The sequence below is a fragment of the Muricoccus harenae genome, assembly GCF_009848505.1.
Classification (GTDB): domain Bacteria; phylum Pseudomonadota; class Alphaproteobacteria; order Acetobacterales; family Acetobacteraceae; genus Roseomonas; species Roseomonas harenae.
This window is the reverse complement of sequence record NZ_WWDL01000003.1, coordinates 86,029-103,403: the sequence shown is the minus strand read 5'-3', so window position 1 is coordinate 103,403 and position 17,375 is coordinate 86,029. Positions and strand designations below refer to the sequence as shown.

Here is a 17,375-nt window from a genome sequence, read left to right as displayed (position 1 = left end):
AGCGGCCCCGGTGGTCAACTGAGGGGGGCGATCCCGGGCTCGGGAAGGGCGGCCGGTGCCTGGACGAAGGGCGGATCCACCCGCTCGCCCCTCGGCGCAGGGTCAGCGAATCCAGTCTGGCGAAAGGCAGGCTCGGCCCGCCTTCAGTCAGGCACCGGGACCAAGCCGTGCCGCAGCATCACCTCGCGGACCTTTGCCGGATCGGGCGGCGATCCCGGCACGATGATGGAGGCCAGTTCCTGGAAATAGGCTGGCCCCACCAGCCCCGGCGTCAGCACCGAGAGAACGCGAGCCGTCTCGGCATGGGGATTGGAGAAGTGATGCACCGCGCCACGCCGGATGAAGAGGGTCTCGCCTGGACCGGACTCGCGCGTCTCGCCATCCAGCGTCCAGGTCAGCACGCCCGAGATGCCATAGACGGTTTCGTCCCAGTCCCGATGGTAATGCGGCACGGGCACCTTGGCGTCGGCAGGGACCATCAGCTCGAACATGTCGAGCGCGCCGCCGGTCTCGTCCTTGGTCTGCAGGAACCGGATTTCGAGCTGGCCGATCCTGATCGGTTCCACCATGGACATGCTCCCACCTTCCGCCGGCACATTCCGGCGGCCCTTCGCGAAGCTTGGGCGAAAGGCGACGGGGCGAGAAGAGGAAACAGGGGTCGCCGTTCCGGCAAGGACCGGAACGGCGCGCGGCCCTTACTCGAGCCCGTCGTAGAAGTCGTTGCCCTTGTCGTCGACCACGATGAAGGCGGGGAAATCCTCCACCTCGATCCGCCACACGGCTTCCATGCCGAGTTCCGGATACTCCAGCACCTCGACCTTGCGGATGCAGTCCTGCGCCAGCCGGGCCGCCGGCCCGCCGACGGAGCCGAGATAGAAGCCGCCGTTCTTTTTGCAGCTCTCCGTCACCGCCTTGGAGCGGTTGCCCTTGGCCAGCATCACCAGCGATCCGCCAGCCGCCTGGAACTCGCCCACATAAGAGTCCATGCGCCCCGCCGTCGTCGGGCCGAAGGAGCCCGTGGGCATCCCCTCCGGCGTCTTTGCCGGGCCCGCGTAATAGACCGGGTGGTTCTTGATGTAGTCCGGCATGCCTTCGCCGGAATCCAGCCGCTCCTTGAGCTTCGCATGCGCGATGTCGCGCGCCACCACGATGGTGCCGTTCAGCGACACGCGGGTGGAGACGGGATGCCTGGAAAGCTCCGCGCGGATCTCGTCCATCGGCCGGTTCAGGTCGATCCGAACGACCTCGCCGCCCTCGGGCACGCCCTCCGTCTGGTCCGGCAGGAAGCGCGCCGGATCATGCTCCAGCTCCTCCAGGAACACGCCCTCCGGCGTGATCTTCGCCTTGATCTGCCGGTCCGCCGAGCAGGACACGCCGATGCCGATCGGCAGCGAGGCCCCGTGCCGCGGCAGGCGGATGATCCGCACGTCATGGCAAAAATACTTGCCGCCGAACTGCGCGCCGATGCCCAGGTTCTGCGTCAGCTTATGGACCTCGGCCTCCAGCTCCCGGTCGCGGAAGGCATGGCCCGCCTTGCTGCCCTTCTCCGGCAGCGTGTCGTAGTAGCGGGTGGAGGCCATCTTCACCGTCTTGAGGTTCGTCTCGGCCGAGGTGCCGCCGATCACGATGGACAGGTGATAGGGCGGGCAGGCGCTCGTCCCCAGCGTCTTGATCTTCTCCTCCAGGAAGGCGAGCAGCTTCGGCTTGTTCAGCACGGCGCGCGTCTGCTGGAACAGGAAGGTCTTGTTCGCGCTGCCGCCGCCCTTGAGGATGAACTGCAGGTTGAACTCGTCGGCGTGGTAGTCTCCGGGCGAGGCGTAGATGTCGAACTGCACCGGCAGGTTGTTGCCGGTGTTCACCTCGTCGAACATCGTCAGCGGTGCCATCTGCGAGTAGCGCAGATTCGTCTCGGTATAGGTCCGGTGGACGCCGTAGGAGAGCGCCTCCTCCTCGTCACCTTCCACCCAGACGCGCTGGCCCTTCTTGCCGAAGACGATGGCGGTGCCGGTGTCCTGGCACATGGGCAGCTTCCCGCCGGCCGCGATATTCGCGTTCTTCAGCAGGTCCAGCGCCACGAAGCGGTCATTCGCCGAGGCCTCGGGGTCCTTTAGGATATTGGCAAGCTGCTGCAGATGCCCAGGGCGCAGCAGGTGGGACACATCCTTGCAGGCCTGGAAGGCGAGCTGCTCCAGCGTCTCCGGCTTGATCTTCAGGATGCGCTTGCCCTCCACCTCGATGGTGGAGACGCCCTGGATGTCGAGCTTGCGATAGGGGGTGGTGTCCTCCGCCAGCGGGAACATCGGGCTGAACAGGAAGCCCGCGCTGCGCTGGGAGACGGGCGTGCCGGCATCGGCCTCGGCGCCGTCATGCGTCGCGACAGGGGTGGCGCCCACCGGGATCGGGGGCTGGACGGCATCAAGCATATTGGAGCTCACGGGGGCGCTCTCCGGATTCTGGCCCCGCCAGGCGGAAGGCGGGGGAGGCGGGGCCCGGCCGACCCCTCTCCAGCGGCCAGGGGCTCGCGGGCTTGGGGCGCGGCTCCGGCCGCACGAACGGGTTGTCGGGCTGTGTTAGCGCGGCGCAGAGCCGCACGCCAGCAGGCAGAACCCAGATGAAAACACGCTCCGGCCCGGCGAAGAGGGCACCCGGCCCGACGGGCCAGGCGCCAAGCCGGCAGGGAGCGCCGGCTGCCTATTCCCGCGTCGGACGCCGGCGAAAGGCGTCGAGGCTCACCACCTGCGCCGGCGCATCGGACTTAGTCCCGGCCGCCTCCGGCGGCGCGGGCGGGTCCTCCTGCTCCGCCGGCTCCGGCACCTCGTCGCCCTCTGCATCCGGCATGACCACCTCGCCGAAGCGCAGGCCCACGCGCACATGCGGGTCCCAGAAGGCCACCAGCGCCGCGAAGGGGATCACCAGCGAAGCCGCCACCCCTCCGAAGGACAGGCCGACGGAGACCATCTGCTCCGTCCGGTCCACCGTCAGGTCCCAGAACTGGTGCTGCAGGACGATGGTCATCTCCTGCGGGTAGCGGGCCTTCAGATGGCCCGGAACCTTGGTGCCCGGATGGTCCGTACGGAAGGTGAGGTAGAAATGATGCTCCCCTGGCAGCCCGTTCTTTGCCGCGAATTCCAGCGCGCGAAGGGCCACGTTCCGCATGGCCTCCTCGGTCCAGCGGTCGTAAGGCAGCAGGCTTTCGGGGGGCGGCGCTTGCTCGCTCATGCGCAAATCTTATCCAAGGCTGGTCCGGTCACGGGAGTTCGATCCGCCGCAACATATGACATCCCCCCCGCGCGGCATAGGAGCGAGCCAAGACATGGCAAGAGGGGCAGCGAAGCAAGGTGGGGGGATTCTGTTGCCCCGTTCCCCCCGGACGGCGCTTACCTATCTCTAGGCAGCGAGCGCCATGGTCTCGCGACCATTATCGTTGGCACTTGTGATTTAGCCCGATAACGGCGGTACAATGCCGGGCAAAAGACAGGTCTTTACCGCGCGTGTCGAGCCTGTTTCGCCCCCATGCTCCCGCCCCTGGAAGGGGGCACCGGACCGATAAGCCCGGGGGAAGGATGGTGGAGGCGCCGGGTACTGCCCCCGGGTCCACAACGCTTATTCCACATGCCGTTTATCGCCATAGCCGCCCGAAGGCGGCACCGACCCATATAGGGCATTTGACGGCCGATTGCTAGCCCGTGGCGCTGGCGACGCGCCCCCGGTAAACCCCTCGCGACCAAGGGGGGCCCGATGGAACTGACCGAGACGCAGCGACTGGAGCTGGCCGAGGCCGAGGCCCAGCGCCACGAGACCCGCCGCCCTGTCTCCCCAGGGCTGGAGCAGATCCTCTTCCGCCCCATTCCCGTGCTCGACCACGGCTTCGTCCGCGTGGTCGACTACATGGGCGACGATGCTGCCGTGGTGCAGGCCGCCCGCGTCTCCTATGGCCGCGGCACTAAGGCCGCGAACGAGGATCGCGGCCTGATCCGCTACCTCATGCGCCACCGCCACTCCACGCCCTTCGAGATGTGCGAGATCAAGTACCATGTGAAGCTGCCCATCTTCGTGGCGCGCCAGTGGATCCGCCATCGCATGGCGAATGTGAACGAGTACTCGGCCCGCTACTCTATCCTGGATCGCGAGTTCTACCTGCCCGCCGGGGACCAGCTTGCGGCCCAGTCGGCTGTCAACCGCCAGGGGCGCGGCAGCGTCTTGCAGGGTGAGGAGGCCGCCCGCGTGCTCGACCTGCTGCGCGAGGACGCCACCCGCAACTACGACCATTACCTGGACATGCTGAACGAGGACGCCGATGGCCGCGTCATTGATGAAACCCGTCGCGGCCTGGCCCGCGAACTCGCCCGCATGAACCTGACGCTGAACGCCTATACCCAGTGGTACTGGAAGTCGGACCTCCACAACCTCCTGAACTTCCTCTCCCTCCGCGCCGATGCCCATGCCCAGTACGAGATCCGCGTCTATGCCGATGCCATGCTCGACACGGTGAAGGCCTGGGTCCCCCTGGTCCACGAGGCCTTCCGCGATTACCGCATGGGCGCCGTCACCCTGTCGGCCCAGATGCTCTCCGTGGTGCGTGGCCTGCTCGACGGCCAGCCTCCGGACCAGCCCGGCAGCGGCCTCTCCAAGCGCGAATGGCGCGAGCTGATGGCCATGCTCGGCCGCGAGGCCTGATCCAAGCCCAACCGGCCGCGCCCATGAGCAAGCCCCCGAACCCTCGGCCAGCGGGCGGCAAGCCCGGCATGGCCAAGGCACCAGCCCGGGCCGGCGCCGGCCCGCGCAAGGCCCCGCCCCGCCGGCCCCCGGGCGGCAAGGGCCGGATCCGCCAGGGCTTGGCCACCCGCGCCTGGGGCGGCGGCCCTTCCTGGCTCGGCGTCGTCATCATCGTGCTGACGGTGCTGGTCATCCTCCCCATCGCCGCCGCCGTGCTGGGCGATATCTGGGCCGTGATCCTCGGCGCCCTGGTGGGCGGCTTCGCCCTCGGCCGCTCCACCGCGCGCTAGCACCGGATACCGGAACCGCCCCCGCGCGTTGCAGGGATGTCAGGGCACGGCATCGGGAGGCCAAGGCCATGCGGTTCGAGGAGAAGGTGGCGATCGTCACCGGCGCGGGCTCGGGCATCGGCGAGGCAACCGCCCGCCGCCTCTCGCGGGAGGGCGCCTCGGTGGTGCTGGTCGGCCGCACCGAGCGGAAGCTCGTCCGCGTCGCTGCCAACCTGCCGCAGGACCGCACCCTGGTCTCCATCGCCGATGTCTCCGAACAGGCGGCGGTGGAAATGATGGTGGCCGACACCATCACCCGCTTCGGCCAAATCGACATCCTCGTGAACAATGCCGGCGCCGCCCCCACAGGCGCCTTCCTGGAAGCCTCGATCGAGGATTGGCGCGCCGTGATGGCGACGGATGTGGACGGCGTGCTCTTCTGCACCCGCGCCGCCCTGCCGCACCTGCTGGAGAGCAAGGGCTCCATCGTCAACGTCTCCTCCGTCTCCGGCCTCGGTGGCGACTGGAACATGAGCTTCTACAACGCCGCCAAGGGCGCCGTGTCCAACCTCACCCGCTCCCTGGCGCTGGAGCTGGGCCCGCAGGGCGTGCGGGTGAACGCCGTGAACCCCTCGCTCACCTTCACCGACCTCACCAGGGACATGAAGGCCGACAAGGCACTGATGGCGCGCTTCGCCGACCGCATCCCCCTCGGGCGCGGCGCGGAGCCGGCGGAGGTCGCCGACGTCATCGCCTTCCTCGCCAGCAACGATGCCCGTTTCGTCAACGGCGTGAACTTGCCGGTAGATGGCGGGCTGATGGCCTCCAACGGACAGCCGAAGCAGGCCTAACCGGCCGGCCATGGAGGGAAGGGCCCCTTGCCACCGGAGCCGCCCCACCCGAATGCAGCGGGCATGACCGTCACCGTCTTTGGCTCCGTCAATGCCGACCTGACCTTCCCCGTGCCCGAGCTTCCCGCCCCCGGCCACACTGTGCTCGGCGGTGCCTGGCGCGCCGTGCCGGGGGGCAAGGGCGCCAACCAGGCCGTCGCCGCTGCGCGGGACGGCGCCCCGGTGCGCTTCATCGGCGCCGTTGGCCGCGACCCCATGGCCGCCATCGCCCTCTCTGCCCTGCGCAACGCCGGGGTCGACCTCTCCGCCGTGCTCGAAACCGAAGCGCCCACCGGCGCAGCCTGCATCTGCGTGGATGCGGAGGGCCGCAACCAGATCGCCGTCTCCCCCGGCGCCAATGCCCTGGCCCGCGCTGCCCAGGTGCCGCCCCTGGCGCCCGGCACCATCCTGCTGATGCAGATGGAAACGCCGCCCGGCGAGATCGCGGCCCTCATCCGCCGTGCCCGGGGCGAGGGGGCCCGCCCCATCCTCAACCTCGCCCCCGCCGGTCCAATGGAGCCGGAGGTGTTGCGCGCCCTGCACCTGCTGATCACGAATGAGCACGAGGCCGCCTGGCTCGCTGCCCGCCTCGGCTGCGCCGCCACGGCCGGGGCCCTGCACGCGGCCTTGGGCATCGCCGTCGCCGTCACACTCGGGGAGCGCGGCGCCGAGGCGGCTACCGGCAGCGCCCAATGGCGCGTCGAGGCCATCCCGGCCCGGGTGGCCGACACCACCGGCGCCGGGGATTGCTGGTGCGGCGTACTGGCCGCCGCCCTGTCGCGCGGCGCCCCGCTGGACGCCGCCATGCGCCGCGCGGCCGCTGCCGCGTCCATCGCCGTATCGCACCCGGGGGCGGCGGATTCGATGCCGTCGGCCGCCGAGACGGATGCGCTGCTGAAATGATGAAGGCCGGGGTCATCCCCCGGCCCATTCCCTCACTCCACCACGATCCGCGGCCCGCCCGCCGTGGCCTGCCCACTCGCCTTCTCCCAGACCCGGTCCGCGATCGCCCGGTAGGCCGCCGCCTCGCCTGAGTCCGGCGCCGCCAGCACCACCGGCCGCCCCGCATCGGAATGCTCGCGGATCGCCAGCGTCAGCGGCAGCTCGCCCAGGAACTCCACTCCCAGCCGCGCCGCCTCGGCCTTCGCGCCGCCATGGCCGAACACCTCGGTGCGGTGGTTGCAGTTCGGGCAGCAGAAGTAGCTCATGTTCTCCACCAGCCCGAGCACTGGCACATTCACCTTCTCGAACATGCGGATGCCGCGCCGCGCATCCAGCAGCGCCACGTCCTGCGGCGTGGAGACGATAACCGCCCCGCGCAGCGCCACGCGCTGCGACATGGTCAGCTGCGTGTCCCCGGTGCCCGGCGGCATGTCCACCACCATCACGTCCAGCGCGCCCCATTCCACCTGGGACATCATCTGCTCCAGCGCGCCCATTACCATCGGCCCGCGCCAGACCATCGGCGTCTCCTGGTCCACCAGGAAGCCGATCGACATCGCCTTCAGCCCCCAGCGTGAGATCGGGATGATCCGATTATTCTGCGCCTGCGGCTTCTCATGCGTACCGAGCATCTGCGGTAGGGAAGGGCCGTACACATCGGCATCCAGCAGCCCCACACGCAGCCCCTTCTGCGCCAGCGCCACCGCCAGGTTCACCGCGGTGGTGGACTTGCCCACGCCTCCCTTGCCGGAGGCCACGGCGATCACCGCCCCCACCTCCTGCAACAGCATCGCGGCACGCGGCCGCTCCCCCTGCGCATGGCCGCCCGGGGAAGGGGGGGGTGCGCCCCCCGCCGCCGGGCCCGGAGGTGCCGCCCGATGCGCCGTCAGCACGGCCGTGGCCGAGATCACGCCGGGCACCGCGCGCGCCGCAGCCTCGGCCTGAGCGCGCAGCGGCTCCATCTCCCGGGCCCGCTCGCGAGGCACCGCGATCTCCACCTGGACCATCCCGTCCCGCACCGTGACACCGCCCAACATTCCCGCCGACACAAGGTCGCGACCCGTGCCAGGATCACGCAACCTCGCCAGCGCATCGCGCACCGACGCCTCCAGACCGCTCACCATCGCTTGAAAACCCCTGCCACTCGGCCAACATGGGCACGTGCCCGGCCTTTTCCCTCTTCAAGGGGAAGAGGGCTGCGAACGCCATATGGGTGGCCCCCACCCCGCGCAAGCGGGCGGGGCCGCGCCTTTATTAGGGGAGAGTGAACGGCCCATGCCGTGGAACAACAGCGGCGGACCGAGCCCTTGGGGATCGCCCGGCGGCAATAACCGTCCGCAGGGCCCCTGGGGCGTGCCGCCGCCCGGTGGAGGCGGCGGCGGTGGCCGTGGCCCCGATATCGAAGATGCAATTCGCCAAGCGCAGGACGCCGTGCGCCGCTTCCTTCCGCGCGGCGGCAGCGGCAAGGGGATCGCCATCCTGGCCGTCCTCGCCATCGCCGCCTGGGGCGCCTCGGGCTTCTACCGCGTGCAGCCGGACGAGCAGGGCGTGGTCATGCGCTTCGGCGCCTTCGAGCGCACCACGCCCCCCGGCCTGAACTACCGCATCCCCTGGCCGGTCGAGAGCGTGACGACGCCGCGCGTCACCCGCATCAACCGCGTTGATGTCGGCTTCCGCAGCGCCGTCGATTCGGGCGCCATCCAGCAGCGCCCCACCCCCAGCCGCGACGTGCTGGAGGAAAGCATGATGCTGACCGGCGACGAGAACATCATCGACATCGACTTCGCCGTGTTCTGGCGCATTCGCGATGCCGGCGAATACCTGTTCAACACGCGTAACCCGGAGGTTACCGTGAAGTCCGCCGCCGAGAGCATGATGCGCGAGGTGATCGGCCGCACCGCGATCCAGCCCGCCCTCACCGAAGCGCGCGCGCAGATCGAGCAGGCAGTCCGCCTCGGCACCCAGGCGATCCTCGACCAGTACAAGGCGGGCGTGGAGATCACCCAGGTCCAGCTGCAGAAGGTGGATCCGCCGAACGCCGTCATCGAGGCCTTCCGCGACGTCCAGCGCGCCAATGCGGACCGCGAGCGCGCCCGCAACGAGGCCGAATCCTACCGCAACGACATCATCCCGCGCGCACGCGGCGAGGCCGAGCGGATGGTGCAAGAAGCCCAGGGCCAGAGGGACAGCCAGATCGCCCGCGCAAAAGGCGAGGCGCAGCGCTTCATCTCCGTCCTTTCCTCCTACCAGGTGGCCAAGGACGTCACGATGCGCCGCATCTATCTGGAAACGATGGAGGAAATCCTCCGCCGCAACCCGAAGATCATTGTGGATGACCGGCTGCAGGGCCTCGTGCCCCTGTTGAACCTCGACTCCGGCCGGGCGCAGCAGCCGCAACAACAGCAGCAGCCCGCCCGTAATCCCGTGCCGCCGGCCGCCGGCGCCGCCGTCACCCAGCCGCCGCGTCCTGCGCAGGGGATCGCCCGATGAACCGCCTCACCATTGCCGCCATCGCGGTGGCGGTCCTGCTCGTCACGGCCGCGTCCTCGCTTTTCACCGTGCAGCAGACGCAGCAGGTGCTGATCACGCAGTTCGGCCAGCCGATCCGCGTCATCCGCGAGCCCGGGCTCCACGCGAAGATCCCCTTCATCCAGAGCGTCATCGCCCTGGACCGCCGCCTCCTTGATTTCGAGGCGTCGGGCGAGGAGGTCATCCTGGGCGACCAGCGCCGGCTGATCGTGGACAGCTTCACCCGCTACCGCATCACCGATCCGCTGCTCTACTTCCAGACCGCGGGCGTGGCCGAGAATGGCATCCGGGGCCGCCTTGCCTCGATCGTCTCCTCCGCCCTGCGCCGCGTGCTCGGCAACGAGGCGCTGCTCAACGTGCTGTCCGTCGACCGCCTGCGGATCATGAACGAGATCCGGGACCAGGTGAATCGGGAGGCCAAGCGCTTCGGCGTCGATGTGGAGGATGTCCGCATCCGCCGCGCCGACCTGCCGGAGGAGAACACCCAGGCGGTGCTCTCGCGGATGCAGTCCGAGCGTGAGCGCGTGGCCCGCGAGGCCCGCGCCGAGGGTGCCGAGCAGGGGGCCCGCATCCGCGCCGCCGCCGACCGCGACCGGACCGTGCTCCTCGCCGAGGCCACCTCCAACGCCGACATCCTGCGCGGCCAGGGCGAGCAGGAGGCCATCGCCATCTCCGCGGCGGCCTTCGAGAAGGATCCGGATTTCTTCCGGTTCTGGCGCAGCATGCAGGCCTATCGCGAGGCCTTCTCCGAGGGCGGCGATAGCCGACTCCTCCTCTCGCCGGACAGCGAGTTCTTCCGCTACTTCCGCGAGCTTCCGACGGTCACGCCCTGATCCGTCCGGCGCCTTCCAGCGGCCCGTTCCCGGCAATCCGGGGGCGGGCAGTTGCTACATTCGCACCCACCCGTGATGACCCCTGTCGCCCTTTGTAACAGGCAGACCCTTTCGCGCCGGGCGGAATGGTCCAATCTGCGCATCCGACGCTTCCGGTCCGAGCCTGGGGCCCCAGGCCCGCGCCCCGTTCCGTATGAAGCCTGTCACTTGAAGCCCGAAGGGAAACCGCCAGTGCGCTTCCGCACCCCCATTGCCACCACCCTCGCCCTGATCGCGGCGCTGGCCGCCTCCCCCATGACCCCGGCCCTCGCGCAGACCCCGATGCGCGATGCCCCCACCTCCTTCCGTCCCCTCGCGCAGCAGCTCCTGCCAGCCGTCGTTAGCGTGCAGGTCAGCACCGCCCCCACCGCTCGCAACGCCCAGCGTCCCGACGCGCCGGATGCCCCCCAAGCGCCTCCCGGCAGCCCCTTCGAGGAATTCTTCCGGGACTTCCTCGAGCGCAACCGCCCGCCGGGCGCCCCCGCCATTCCCGGCCGCCCCGGCCCCTCGCCGCAGCAGCGCCGCGGCACCTCGCTCGGCTCGGGCTTCATCATTGACGCCGCCGAGAAGCTGGTGGTCACCAATAACCACGTCGTTGAGGGCGGCACCGAGATCAACGTCGTCCTGAATGACAACACCACCGTGCCGGCCGAGCTGGTGGGCACCGACCCGCGCACCGACATCGCCCTGCTGCGCCTCAAGACCGACCGCCAGCTGACGGCGGTGGAGTTCGGCAATTCCGACGAGGCGCAGGTCGGCGACTGGGTGCTCGCCATCGGCAATCCCTTCGGCCTCGCCTCCTCGGTCTCTTCCGGCATCGTTTCCGCCCGCTCGCGTGACATCCGCCAGGGCCTCTATGACGACTTCATCCAGACCGACGCTGCCATCAACCGCGGCAACTCGGGCGGCCCGCTTTTCGACATGAGCGGCAAGGTGGTGGGCATCAACACCGCGATCTACTCACCCTCCGGCGGCTCGATCGGCATCGGCTTCGCCATTCCCTCCAACCTGGCCCGTGGCATCGTCGCGCAGCTGAAGGAGACCGGGCGTGTGCGGCGCGGCTGGCTCGGCGTGAACATCCAGCAGGTCACGGACGAGATCGCCGAAAGCCTGGGCCTCAAGGGCGGTGCCCGTGGCGCACTGGTTGCCCGCGCGCAGGAGGACGGCCCGGCCGCCAAGGGCGGCATCCGCAACGGCGACGTCATCCTGCGCTTCAACAACCAGGAAGTCCGCGAGATGCGGACCCTGCCGCGCATTGTCGCCGAGACCCGCGTTGGCACCGAGGCCCCGGTTACCGTCTGGCGCGACGGCAAGGAGGAGACGCTCAACGTCACCATCGCCGAGCTTCCCGCCGACCAGGCCGAGGCATCCGCCCGCGGCGGTCCCTCCGCCCAGCCCCGCAGCCAGGCGGTGGACCTCGCAGGCCTGGGCCTGAAGATCGGTCCGATCACCCCCGAGCTGCGCGAGCGCTTCAGCCTGCGCGCCGAGCAGCGCGGCGTGGTGATCACCGAGGTGGAGCCGGGCGGCAACGCCGCCGAGCGCGACCTGCGCCCGGGCGACGTGATCGTGGAGGTGCAGCAGGAGCGGGTGAACACCCCCCAGGAGGTGCAGAGCCGCATCGAGGCGCTGCGCCGCCAGAACCGCGCCAGCGCGCTGCTCCTCGTCGAGGGCCAGCAGGGCCAGCGCTTCGTGCCGCTGCGCATCCGCGAGGAAGGCAACGAGCGCCGCAACTAGCGGCCGCTTTCCGGCGCCCCGGCTCGGGGCGCCGGACATGAAAAAGGGGCGCGGATGCCACCCGGCATCCGCGCCCCTTTCCATTCGGGCGTCAGCCCTTCTTCAGGTTGTAGAACAACGGCATCCCCGAGAGCATGCCCGTGACGTTGCGCCGATAGGCCGTGAGATCCCGCCAGCGGCCAGTGGGCACATAGGCCACGTCCTGGAAGGCCTGCTCCTGGATGCGCCGCGCGAGGGCCTTCCGCGCCGGCACGTCGGATGCGTCCACCCACTGGTCGCGCAGGCTCTCCAACTGGGGGCTCGTCGGCCAGCCCGGCCAAGCGTTCAGCCCGTTGCCGCGCAACGCCAGATGCGAGGTCGGATCCCACAGGTCCAATCCCGGCAGCAGCGTCGTGGTGCAGCTCCACCCGCCCTGGTCCAGCGGCGCACGGCTGGCGCGGCGTTGCAGCCACACGCCGAAATCCACCGGGATAACGTCCACGTTCATCCCCGCGCGGCGCATATGGTCCGCCGCCACATCCACCTGCTGGCTCATGGTGTAGAAGTTGGAGGCGCTGAGAAAGCCGATCTTCTCGCCCTTGTAGCCCGCCGCCGCGAGGTCCCGCTTCGCTTTCGCATAGTCCCGCGGGCCGTTCAGCGCGGCCATCCCGGCATCGGAGGCCATCGGCGAGTCGGGACAGAACACGCCCACCCCGGTATCCCACAGCGACTTGTCCGTGCCCGCCACGGCGGTCATGATCTCGGACTGGTCGATTGCGCCGAGCAGCGCGCGGCGGATTGCCGGATTGTCGAAGGGCGGCTGCAGGTGGTTCAACCGCAGGATGCCCATATTGCCGGCCGGGTTGTAGCTGCCCAGCACCACGTTTCGATCCCGCCGCAGAACTGGCACCAGGTCCAGCAGCACATCTTCGTACCAGTCGATCTCGCCGCTCATCACCGCCGCCGCGGCGGTGGGCGCATCCGGGATGATCGTCCATTCCACCCGGTCCAGATGCACATGCTTCGGCCCGGAAGTGAATTGCGGCACCCCATCCGGCCGCGGCACATAGCCCGCGAAGCGCTCCCAGACCGAGCGCGCCCCATTCACCCGCTCATTCGCCAGATAGCGGAACGGACCGCTGCCCACCACCTCCGTCACCTGCTTGGTGGGATCGGCCGCGATCAGCCGCTCGGGCATGATGACGGGAATGTAGCTCGTGCTCTTGCCCAGGGCATTCGGCAGAAGCGGGAAGGGGCGCTTGAGGCGGAACACCACCTCCTTGTCCGAGGTGGCCGAAAGATCGTCCGTCACGGCCATCAGGAGCTGGCCCATCACATCCACCCGGCCCCAGCGCCTGATGCTGGCGACCACATCCTTCGCCAGCACCGGCTCGCCGTCATGGAAGCGCAGCCCGTCCCGCAGCGTCAGGCGCCAGAGCTTCCCGTCATTCTCCACCACATGCCCCGCCACCATCTGCGGATGCGGGTTCAGCGCGTCATCCAGCCCGTAGAGCGTGTCGTAGCTCATCAGCGCCAGGTAACGCGTGGAGAAGGCGGTGCTGAACACCGGGTCCAGGATGGTGGCATCGGCATTCGGCTTGAACTTGAACACCCGCGCGCCCTGCGCCCGGGTGATCGAAGGCGCCGCGACGGCCGCGGCACCCGCCGCGCTCGCCTGGAGGAACTCTCTGCGGTTCATGCTCATGCCTCGCCTGTTCGGGTTGTGACGCGGGCTACTTCGCCCAGTTCTCGGCCAGTTCCTTCGTGATGATCCCATCCTCGAGGTCGCGCTCGATAAGTGCGGCCGAACGCTCCGACGGCACGCCATAGCCGCCGCCGCCACCCAGATTGATCGTGATCAGATCGCCCGCCTTCAGGTTGAAGGCATCCTTGCTGCGCAGGTTGATCACCTCGCCGTCACGAAGCACCTGGCAGCTTCCGCTGGCGCCTGGCCCACCCCCGAAGATGCCCGAGGAGCGCCCGGTGAAGCGGTCGCTGTAATGCGACACGATCGGCCCATCCACGAGGATCCTGTAGCTCCGACTGAATCCCGCCCCGCCGCGCCGCGCGCCGATGCCGCAGCTATCCGGGCGCAGCGCGTAATCCACCACGCGGAAGAAGCTGAAATCCTGGTCCATCGCCTCAACCGGCGTGTTGGAGCAGTTGGAGAGCGGGTTATCCACCGCGTCGCAACCATCATTCCCGATGCCCGCGCCATAGCCGCCGCCATACACCTCCAGATAGACGGACCATCCCGCCGGCCCGAGCCAGGAGAGGCAGAAGGCCGTGGTGGTGTCATAGCCCTGCGCGATCACCTTCTCCGGCACAGCCTGGGAGATTGCCTGCATTACCGCGTTCCAGGCGCGCGAAACCGAAATCATCCGCGCCCGTACCGGCGCCGGATGGTTCGGGTTCAGCAGCGTGCCCTTCGGCGCCTTCACTGCGATCGGCCGCAGCGCGCCGTCGTTGAAGGGAATGTCAGGGCTGGTCAGCGCCGCCTTCAGGCAGGAGACGGTCGCGGAGATCACGGAGGCGAAGGGCGCATTCAGGTTGCTCCCCACCTGCGGCGCCGTGCCCTCGAAATCCACCGTGATGGAATCGCCCGAGACGGTGACGGCCGCGCGCACCGGCAGCGGCCCGCTGCCCATCCCGTCATCATCCAGCATCGCCTCGCCCCAATAGGTGCCGTCCGGCACCTCGGCGATTGCCGCGCGCATTCGCCGCTCGGAATAATCCTGCAGCCCCGCCATGGTGGCGCGCACCTTCTCGACGCCATAGCGCCGCGCCAGCTCCTGGATGCGCAGCACGCCGATGTTGTTGGCCGCGATCTGCGCGTCGAAATCGCCCATGGTCTGCTGCGGCACGCGCACATTGGCGCGCAGCAGCCGCTCGAAGCCGCCGCCGTGCCAGTCCCTCGCCATGTTCACCTTCATCGGCGGGATGATCAGCCCTTCCGCATAAAGGTCCCGTGCCCCGGCATTCAGCCCCGGGCTGCCGCCGCCGATATCCAGGTGATGCGCGACGGAGGCACCGAAGCCAATCACCTCTCCCTCATGGAAGATCGGGTGGAAGAAAAACACATCCTGCAGATGCTGCCCGCCCGAATACGGGTCGTTGATGACGAGGAAGTCCCCTTCCTCCAGCGTCTCCGGCGGGAACATCGCGGCGCAGGGCTGGAACACCCGCCCAATGCTGCCGAGCTGCATCGGGATCAGCTCCGCCTGCGCCACCGTGCCGCCCCGCGCATCCAGCAGCGCCGCCGAGCCGTCCCGTGCCTCGCGCAGGATGGTGGAATAGGCGGAGCGGACGAGCTTCACGCCCATTTCGCGCGCCGCCGCAATCACGGACTGGCTGAGAATCGCGTATTCGACGGGATCGAGTTGCATAGCTCAGCCCTCCTTCCGCAGCAGCATGTTGCCGGCACCATCCCGTGCCCCCCGCCATCCCGGCGGCACCCAGCTTGTCGATGAATAGCCTTCGATGAGCGCTGGCCCGACCACCACCTCGTTCAGGTCGAGCATCGCAGCATCCACCAGCCGAGCCTGCACCGTGGCGCCGCCCGTCACCACCTCGGCACTCTCCGGCCGCGCCAGCCCCGCGGCGCGCTCCCGCACCTCCGGCAGCGCATCCAGACGGCGGCGCACACCGAAGCGCATCCCTACCAGCTCCACCTTCCGCCCTGGCTCGCCGCCATGCAGGTAGACGCGCCGATGGGCCTCCGCAAAGCGTTCGGCCAGATCCGCCGCCCCCAGCCTCGGCAGTTCCGCCGGATCCACGGCCACGGGGATTTCGAAGGCCTGGCCGACGAAGCGCATGTCCAGCTCCAGCCGGTGCTCCAGCGGCCCGGTCAGCCCCAGCGCCGCGAATTCCGCCTCCGTCGCCTCGCGCAGCCGCGCGCAATCCGCCGCGATGACCGAAGGCGTCTCCGCATCGAGCCCCATGCGCCGGGTGATCCCGCGCAGCTTCACGTAATCCGCCGAAAGCAGCCCCAGTGCCGAGATCACGCCCGGATTTGGCGGCACCAGGATTTCCCGAATGCCCAGCTCCTCCGCAATCTCGGCTGCCAGAAGCGGCCCCGCGCCGCCGAAGGGCAGCAGCGCATAATCGCGGGGATCGCGCCCGCGCTCGGTCGAGACCAGCTGGATTGCGCGCACGATATTCGCCACCGCCAGCCGGATCGCCGCCGCGGCCGCGCCACGCACATCCGTGCCCAACCGCTTCGCCACATCCGCGAAGGCGCGATGCGCCGCATCGGCATCCAGCGACATGCCGCCGCCCAGGAAGGCATCCGGCCGAATCGTGCCGCGCACGACATGCGCATCCGTCACCGTCGGCATGGTGCCGCCGCGCCCGTAGCAGGCCGGCCCCGGCTCCGCCCCCGCGCTGCGCGGCCCCACCCGCAGCATCCCGCCATCATCGATCCAGATCAGGCTGCCGCCGCCGGCGCCCACCGTCACGATGTCCAGCACCGGCGTGCGGATCGGCAGCCCGTCCACCTCCGTCTCCGGCGCCAGCGCCGCCTCGCCATCCTGCACCAGCGCCACATCGGTGGAGGTGCCGCCCATGTCGAAGGTGATGAGATTGCCGCGCTCCGAGCGCGCCGCCTGCCGGATTGCGCCGACGACGCCCGCCGCCGGCCCACTCAGCAGCGCGCTGATGGCGTTGCTCCGCATTGCCGTGGCCGGCATGCGCCCGCCATTGGACTGCATGACGCTGAAATGCCCGGTGAAGCCAGCGCCCGCCAGCGTCGCCTCGAAGCGGTCAAGATAGCCGTCGATCACCGGCTGCACATAGGCGGAGAGGGAGGTGGTCGAAGCGCGCTCGAACTCGCGGAACTCCGGCGCCACCTCATGGCTCGCGGCGATGCGCAGGCCGGGCAGGGCGGCGGCGATCATCTGCTTCAGCCGCATCTCGTGCGCCGGGGAGGCATAGGCGGACAGCAGGCAGAGCGCCACGGCCTGGTACCCGCCCGCGGCGAGCGCCGGCAGCAGGTCCCGCGTCACCGCCGCCTCGTCGAGCGCCGCAATCACCGTCCCGTCCGGCCCGATCCGCTCGGCCACCTCGAAGCAGTCGCGCCGGCGCACCGGCGGGGCGGGCTTGGCGTAATGCAGGTCGTAGATGCTGCGGCGGTCATGCCGCTGCATGAACAGGATGTCGCGGAATCCCTTGGTCGCCACGAAGGCGATCGCCGCGCCACGCCGCTCCAGGATGGCATTCGTGGCCACGGTGGAGCCATGCACCAGGTCCGTCACCGCCGCCGCTTCAATCCCCGCGGCGCCCAGCGCATTGAACGCCCCGATATCCGGGCTGCGCGGGGTGGAGGGCACTTTCACGACGCGCACCTCGCCCTGGTCCACCGCCACCAGATCCGTGAAGGTGCCGCCGACCTCGATCCCAACGCGCATGCTTTGCTTTCCGAACCTGCCTGAGGGTAGCTTAGCGCC

General features: G+C 69.4%; 14 protein-coding genes and 1 other RNA gene. 7 read left to right on the top strand and 8 right to left on the bottom strand.

All coding sequences use genetic code 11. From position 1 onward, the window contains the following. Window positions 1-143: 143 nt before the first annotated feature. From GSE44_RS03950 to ssrA, 4 genes are all read right to left on the bottom strand, one after another. A complete protein-coding gene (locus GSE44_RS03950; RefSeq protein WP_235924542.1) occupies window positions 144-575 on the bottom strand; it encodes a cupin domain-containing protein in 432 nt (143 codons plus the stop codon). Between the two features lie 120 nt (window positions 576-695). After that, window positions 696-2,300, bottom strand: coding sequence for a fumarate hydratase (locus GSE44_RS03945; protein WP_201305926.1), 1,605 nt, complete (start codon window positions 2,298-2,300; stop codon window positions 696-698). Between the two features lie 391 nt (window positions 2,301-2,691). After that, the gene (locus GSE44_RS03940; RefSeq protein ID WP_159347494.1) at window positions 2,692-3,219 is read right to left on the bottom strand and encodes an SspB family protein; all 528 of its coding nucleotides are present in this window, start codon (window positions 3,217-3,219) and stop codon (window positions 2,692-2,694) included. Window positions 3,220-3,337: 118 nt separating this feature from the next. After that, window positions 3,338-3,686, bottom strand: a transfer-messenger RNA (tmRNA) gene (ssrA, locus tag GSE44_RS03935). A gap of 52 nt (window positions 3,687-3,738) precedes the next feature. Here ssrA and thyX point away from each other — a divergent pair. From thyX to GSE44_RS03915, 4 genes are all read left to right on the top strand, one after another. Beyond that, on the top strand, window positions 3,739-4,677 hold the full coding sequence (gene thyX, locus GSE44_RS03930) for an FAD-dependent thymidylate synthase (RefSeq protein ID WP_159347493.1): 939 nt from the start codon (window positions 3,739-3,741) through the stop codon (window positions 4,675-4,677). A 23-nt stretch (window positions 4,678-4,700) separates the two neighbouring features. Beyond that, window positions 4,701-5,006, top strand: coding sequence for a hypothetical protein (locus GSE44_RS03925; protein ID WP_159347492.1), 306 nt, complete (start codon window positions 4,701-4,703; stop codon window positions 5,004-5,006). 68 nt (window positions 5,007-5,074) lie between these two features. Further along, window positions 5,075-5,836, top strand: a complete 762-nt coding sequence (locus tag GSE44_RS03920; protein ID WP_159347491.1) for a meso-2,3-butanediol dehydrogenase — start codon at window positions 5,075-5,077, stop codon at window positions 5,834-5,836. Between the two features lie 63 nt (window positions 5,837-5,899). Then, window positions 5,900-6,778, top strand: coding sequence for a ribokinase (locus GSE44_RS03915; RefSeq protein ID WP_159347490.1), 879 nt, complete (start codon window positions 5,900-5,902; stop codon window positions 6,776-6,778). A 32-nt stretch (window positions 6,779-6,810) separates the two neighbouring features. On the opposite strand, the gene GSE44_RS03910 is transcribed toward GSE44_RS03915, so the two are convergent. Further along, window positions 6,811-7,941 (bottom strand): Mrp/NBP35 family ATP-binding protein, encoded by a 1,131-nt coding sequence (locus GSE44_RS03910; protein ID WP_159347489.1) that lies wholly within the window; start codon window positions 7,939-7,941, stop codon window positions 6,811-6,813. Between the two features lie 151 nt (window positions 7,942-8,092). On the opposite strand from GSE44_RS03910, the gene hflK reads away from it, so the two are divergent. The 3 genes from hflK to GSE44_RS03895 all read left to right on the top strand — a co-directional run bounded on the left by hflK (window position 8,093) and on the right by GSE44_RS03895 (window position 11,952). After that, window positions 8,093-9,307 (top strand): FtsH protease activity modulator HflK, encoded by a 1,215-nt coding sequence (gene hflK, locus GSE44_RS03905; RefSeq protein ID WP_159347488.1) that lies wholly within the window; start codon window positions 8,093-8,095, stop codon window positions 9,305-9,307. Further along, window positions 9,304-10,179, top strand: a complete 876-nt coding sequence (gene hflC, locus GSE44_RS03900; RefSeq protein WP_159347487.1) for a protease modulator HflC — start codon at window positions 9,304-9,306, stop codon at window positions 10,177-10,179. The genes hflK and hflC overlap by 4 nt, the downstream gene beginning before the upstream one ends. Before the next feature lie 231 nt (window positions 10,180-10,410). Beyond that, a complete protein-coding gene (locus tag GSE44_RS03895) occupies window positions 10,411-11,952 on the top strand; it encodes a DegQ family serine endoprotease (protein WP_235924541.1) in 1,542 nt (513 codons plus the stop codon). 91 nt (window positions 11,953-12,043) lie between these two features. Here the strand turns inward: GSE44_RS03895 and GSE44_RS03890 are convergent, their stop codons facing one another. From GSE44_RS03890 to GSE44_RS03880, 3 genes are read right to left on the bottom strand one after another with little or no spacing between them, the layout of a single operon-like run. Beyond that, window positions 12,044-13,630, bottom strand: coding sequence for an ABC transporter substrate-binding protein (locus tag GSE44_RS03890; RefSeq protein WP_159347486.1), 1,587 nt, complete (start codon window positions 13,628-13,630; stop codon window positions 12,044-12,046). 34 nt (window positions 13,631-13,664) lie between these two features. Then, window positions 13,665-15,317: a hydantoinase B/oxoprolinase family protein gene (locus GSE44_RS03885; protein WP_159347485.1), complete on the bottom strand. Its 1,653-nt coding sequence runs from the start codon at window positions 15,315-15,317 to the stop codon at window positions 13,665-13,667. A gap of 3 nt (window positions 15,318-15,320) precedes the next feature. Continuing rightward, on the bottom strand, window positions 15,321-17,336 hold the full coding sequence (locus GSE44_RS03880) for a hydantoinase/oxoprolinase family protein (protein ID WP_159347484.1): 2,016 nt from the start codon (window positions 17,334-17,336) through the stop codon (window positions 15,321-15,323). Window positions 17,337-17,375: the final 39 nt, after the last annotated feature.

What these genes read in the sequence shown, in the direction of transcription:
- hflK (WP_159347488.1), top strand. Translation starts at nt 8,093, where the DNA reads ATGCCGTGGAACAACAGCGGCGGACCGAGCCCTTGGGGATCGCCCGGC.
- GSE44_RS03910 (WP_159347489.1), bottom strand. Translation starts at nt 7,941, where the DNA reads ATGGTGAGCGGTCTGGAGGCGTCGGTGCGCGATGCGCTGGCGAGGTTG.
- thyX (WP_159347493.1), top strand. Translation starts at nt 3,739, where the DNA reads ATGGAACTGACCGAGACGCAGCGACTGGAGCTGGCCGAGGCCGAGGCC.
- GSE44_RS03920 (WP_159347491.1), top strand. Translation starts at nt 5,075, where the DNA reads ATGCGGTTCGAGGAGAAGGTGGCGATCGTCACCGGCGCGGGCTCGGGC.
- GSE44_RS03885 (WP_159347485.1), bottom strand. Translation starts at nt 15,317, where the DNA reads ATGCAACTCGATCCCGTCGAATACGCGATTCTCAGCCAGTCCGTGATT.
- GSE44_RS03890 (WP_159347486.1), bottom strand. Translation starts at nt 13,630, where the DNA reads ATGAACCGCAGAGAGTTCCTCCAGGCGAGCGCGGCGGGTGCCGCGGCC.
- hflC (WP_159347487.1), top strand. Translation starts at nt 9,304, where the DNA reads ATGAACCGCCTCACCATTGCCGCCATCGCGGTGGCGGTCCTGCTCGTC.
- GSE44_RS03880 (WP_159347484.1), bottom strand. Translation starts at nt 17,336, where the DNA reads ATGCGCGTTGGGATCGAGGTCGGCGGCACCTTCACGGATCTGGTGGCG.
- GSE44_RS03915 (WP_159347490.1), top strand. Translation starts at nt 5,900, where the DNA reads ATGACCGTCACCGTCTTTGGCTCCGTCAATGCCGACCTGACCTTCCCC.
- GSE44_RS03940 (WP_159347494.1), bottom strand. Translation starts at nt 3,219, where the DNA reads ATGAGCGAGCAAGCGCCGCCCCCCGAAAGCCTGCTGCCTTACGACCGC.
- GSE44_RS03950 (WP_235924542.1), bottom strand. Translation starts at nt 575, where the DNA reads ATGTCCATGGTGGAACCGATCAGGATCGGCCAGCTCGAAATCCGGTTC.
- GSE44_RS03925 (WP_159347492.1), top strand. Translation starts at nt 4,701, where the DNA reads ATGAGCAAGCCCCCGAACCCTCGGCCAGCGGGCGGCAAGCCCGGCATG.
- GSE44_RS03945 (WP_201305926.1), bottom strand. Translation starts at nt 2,300, where the DNA reads ATGTTCCCGCTGGCGGAGGACACCACCCCCTATCGCAAGCTCGACATC.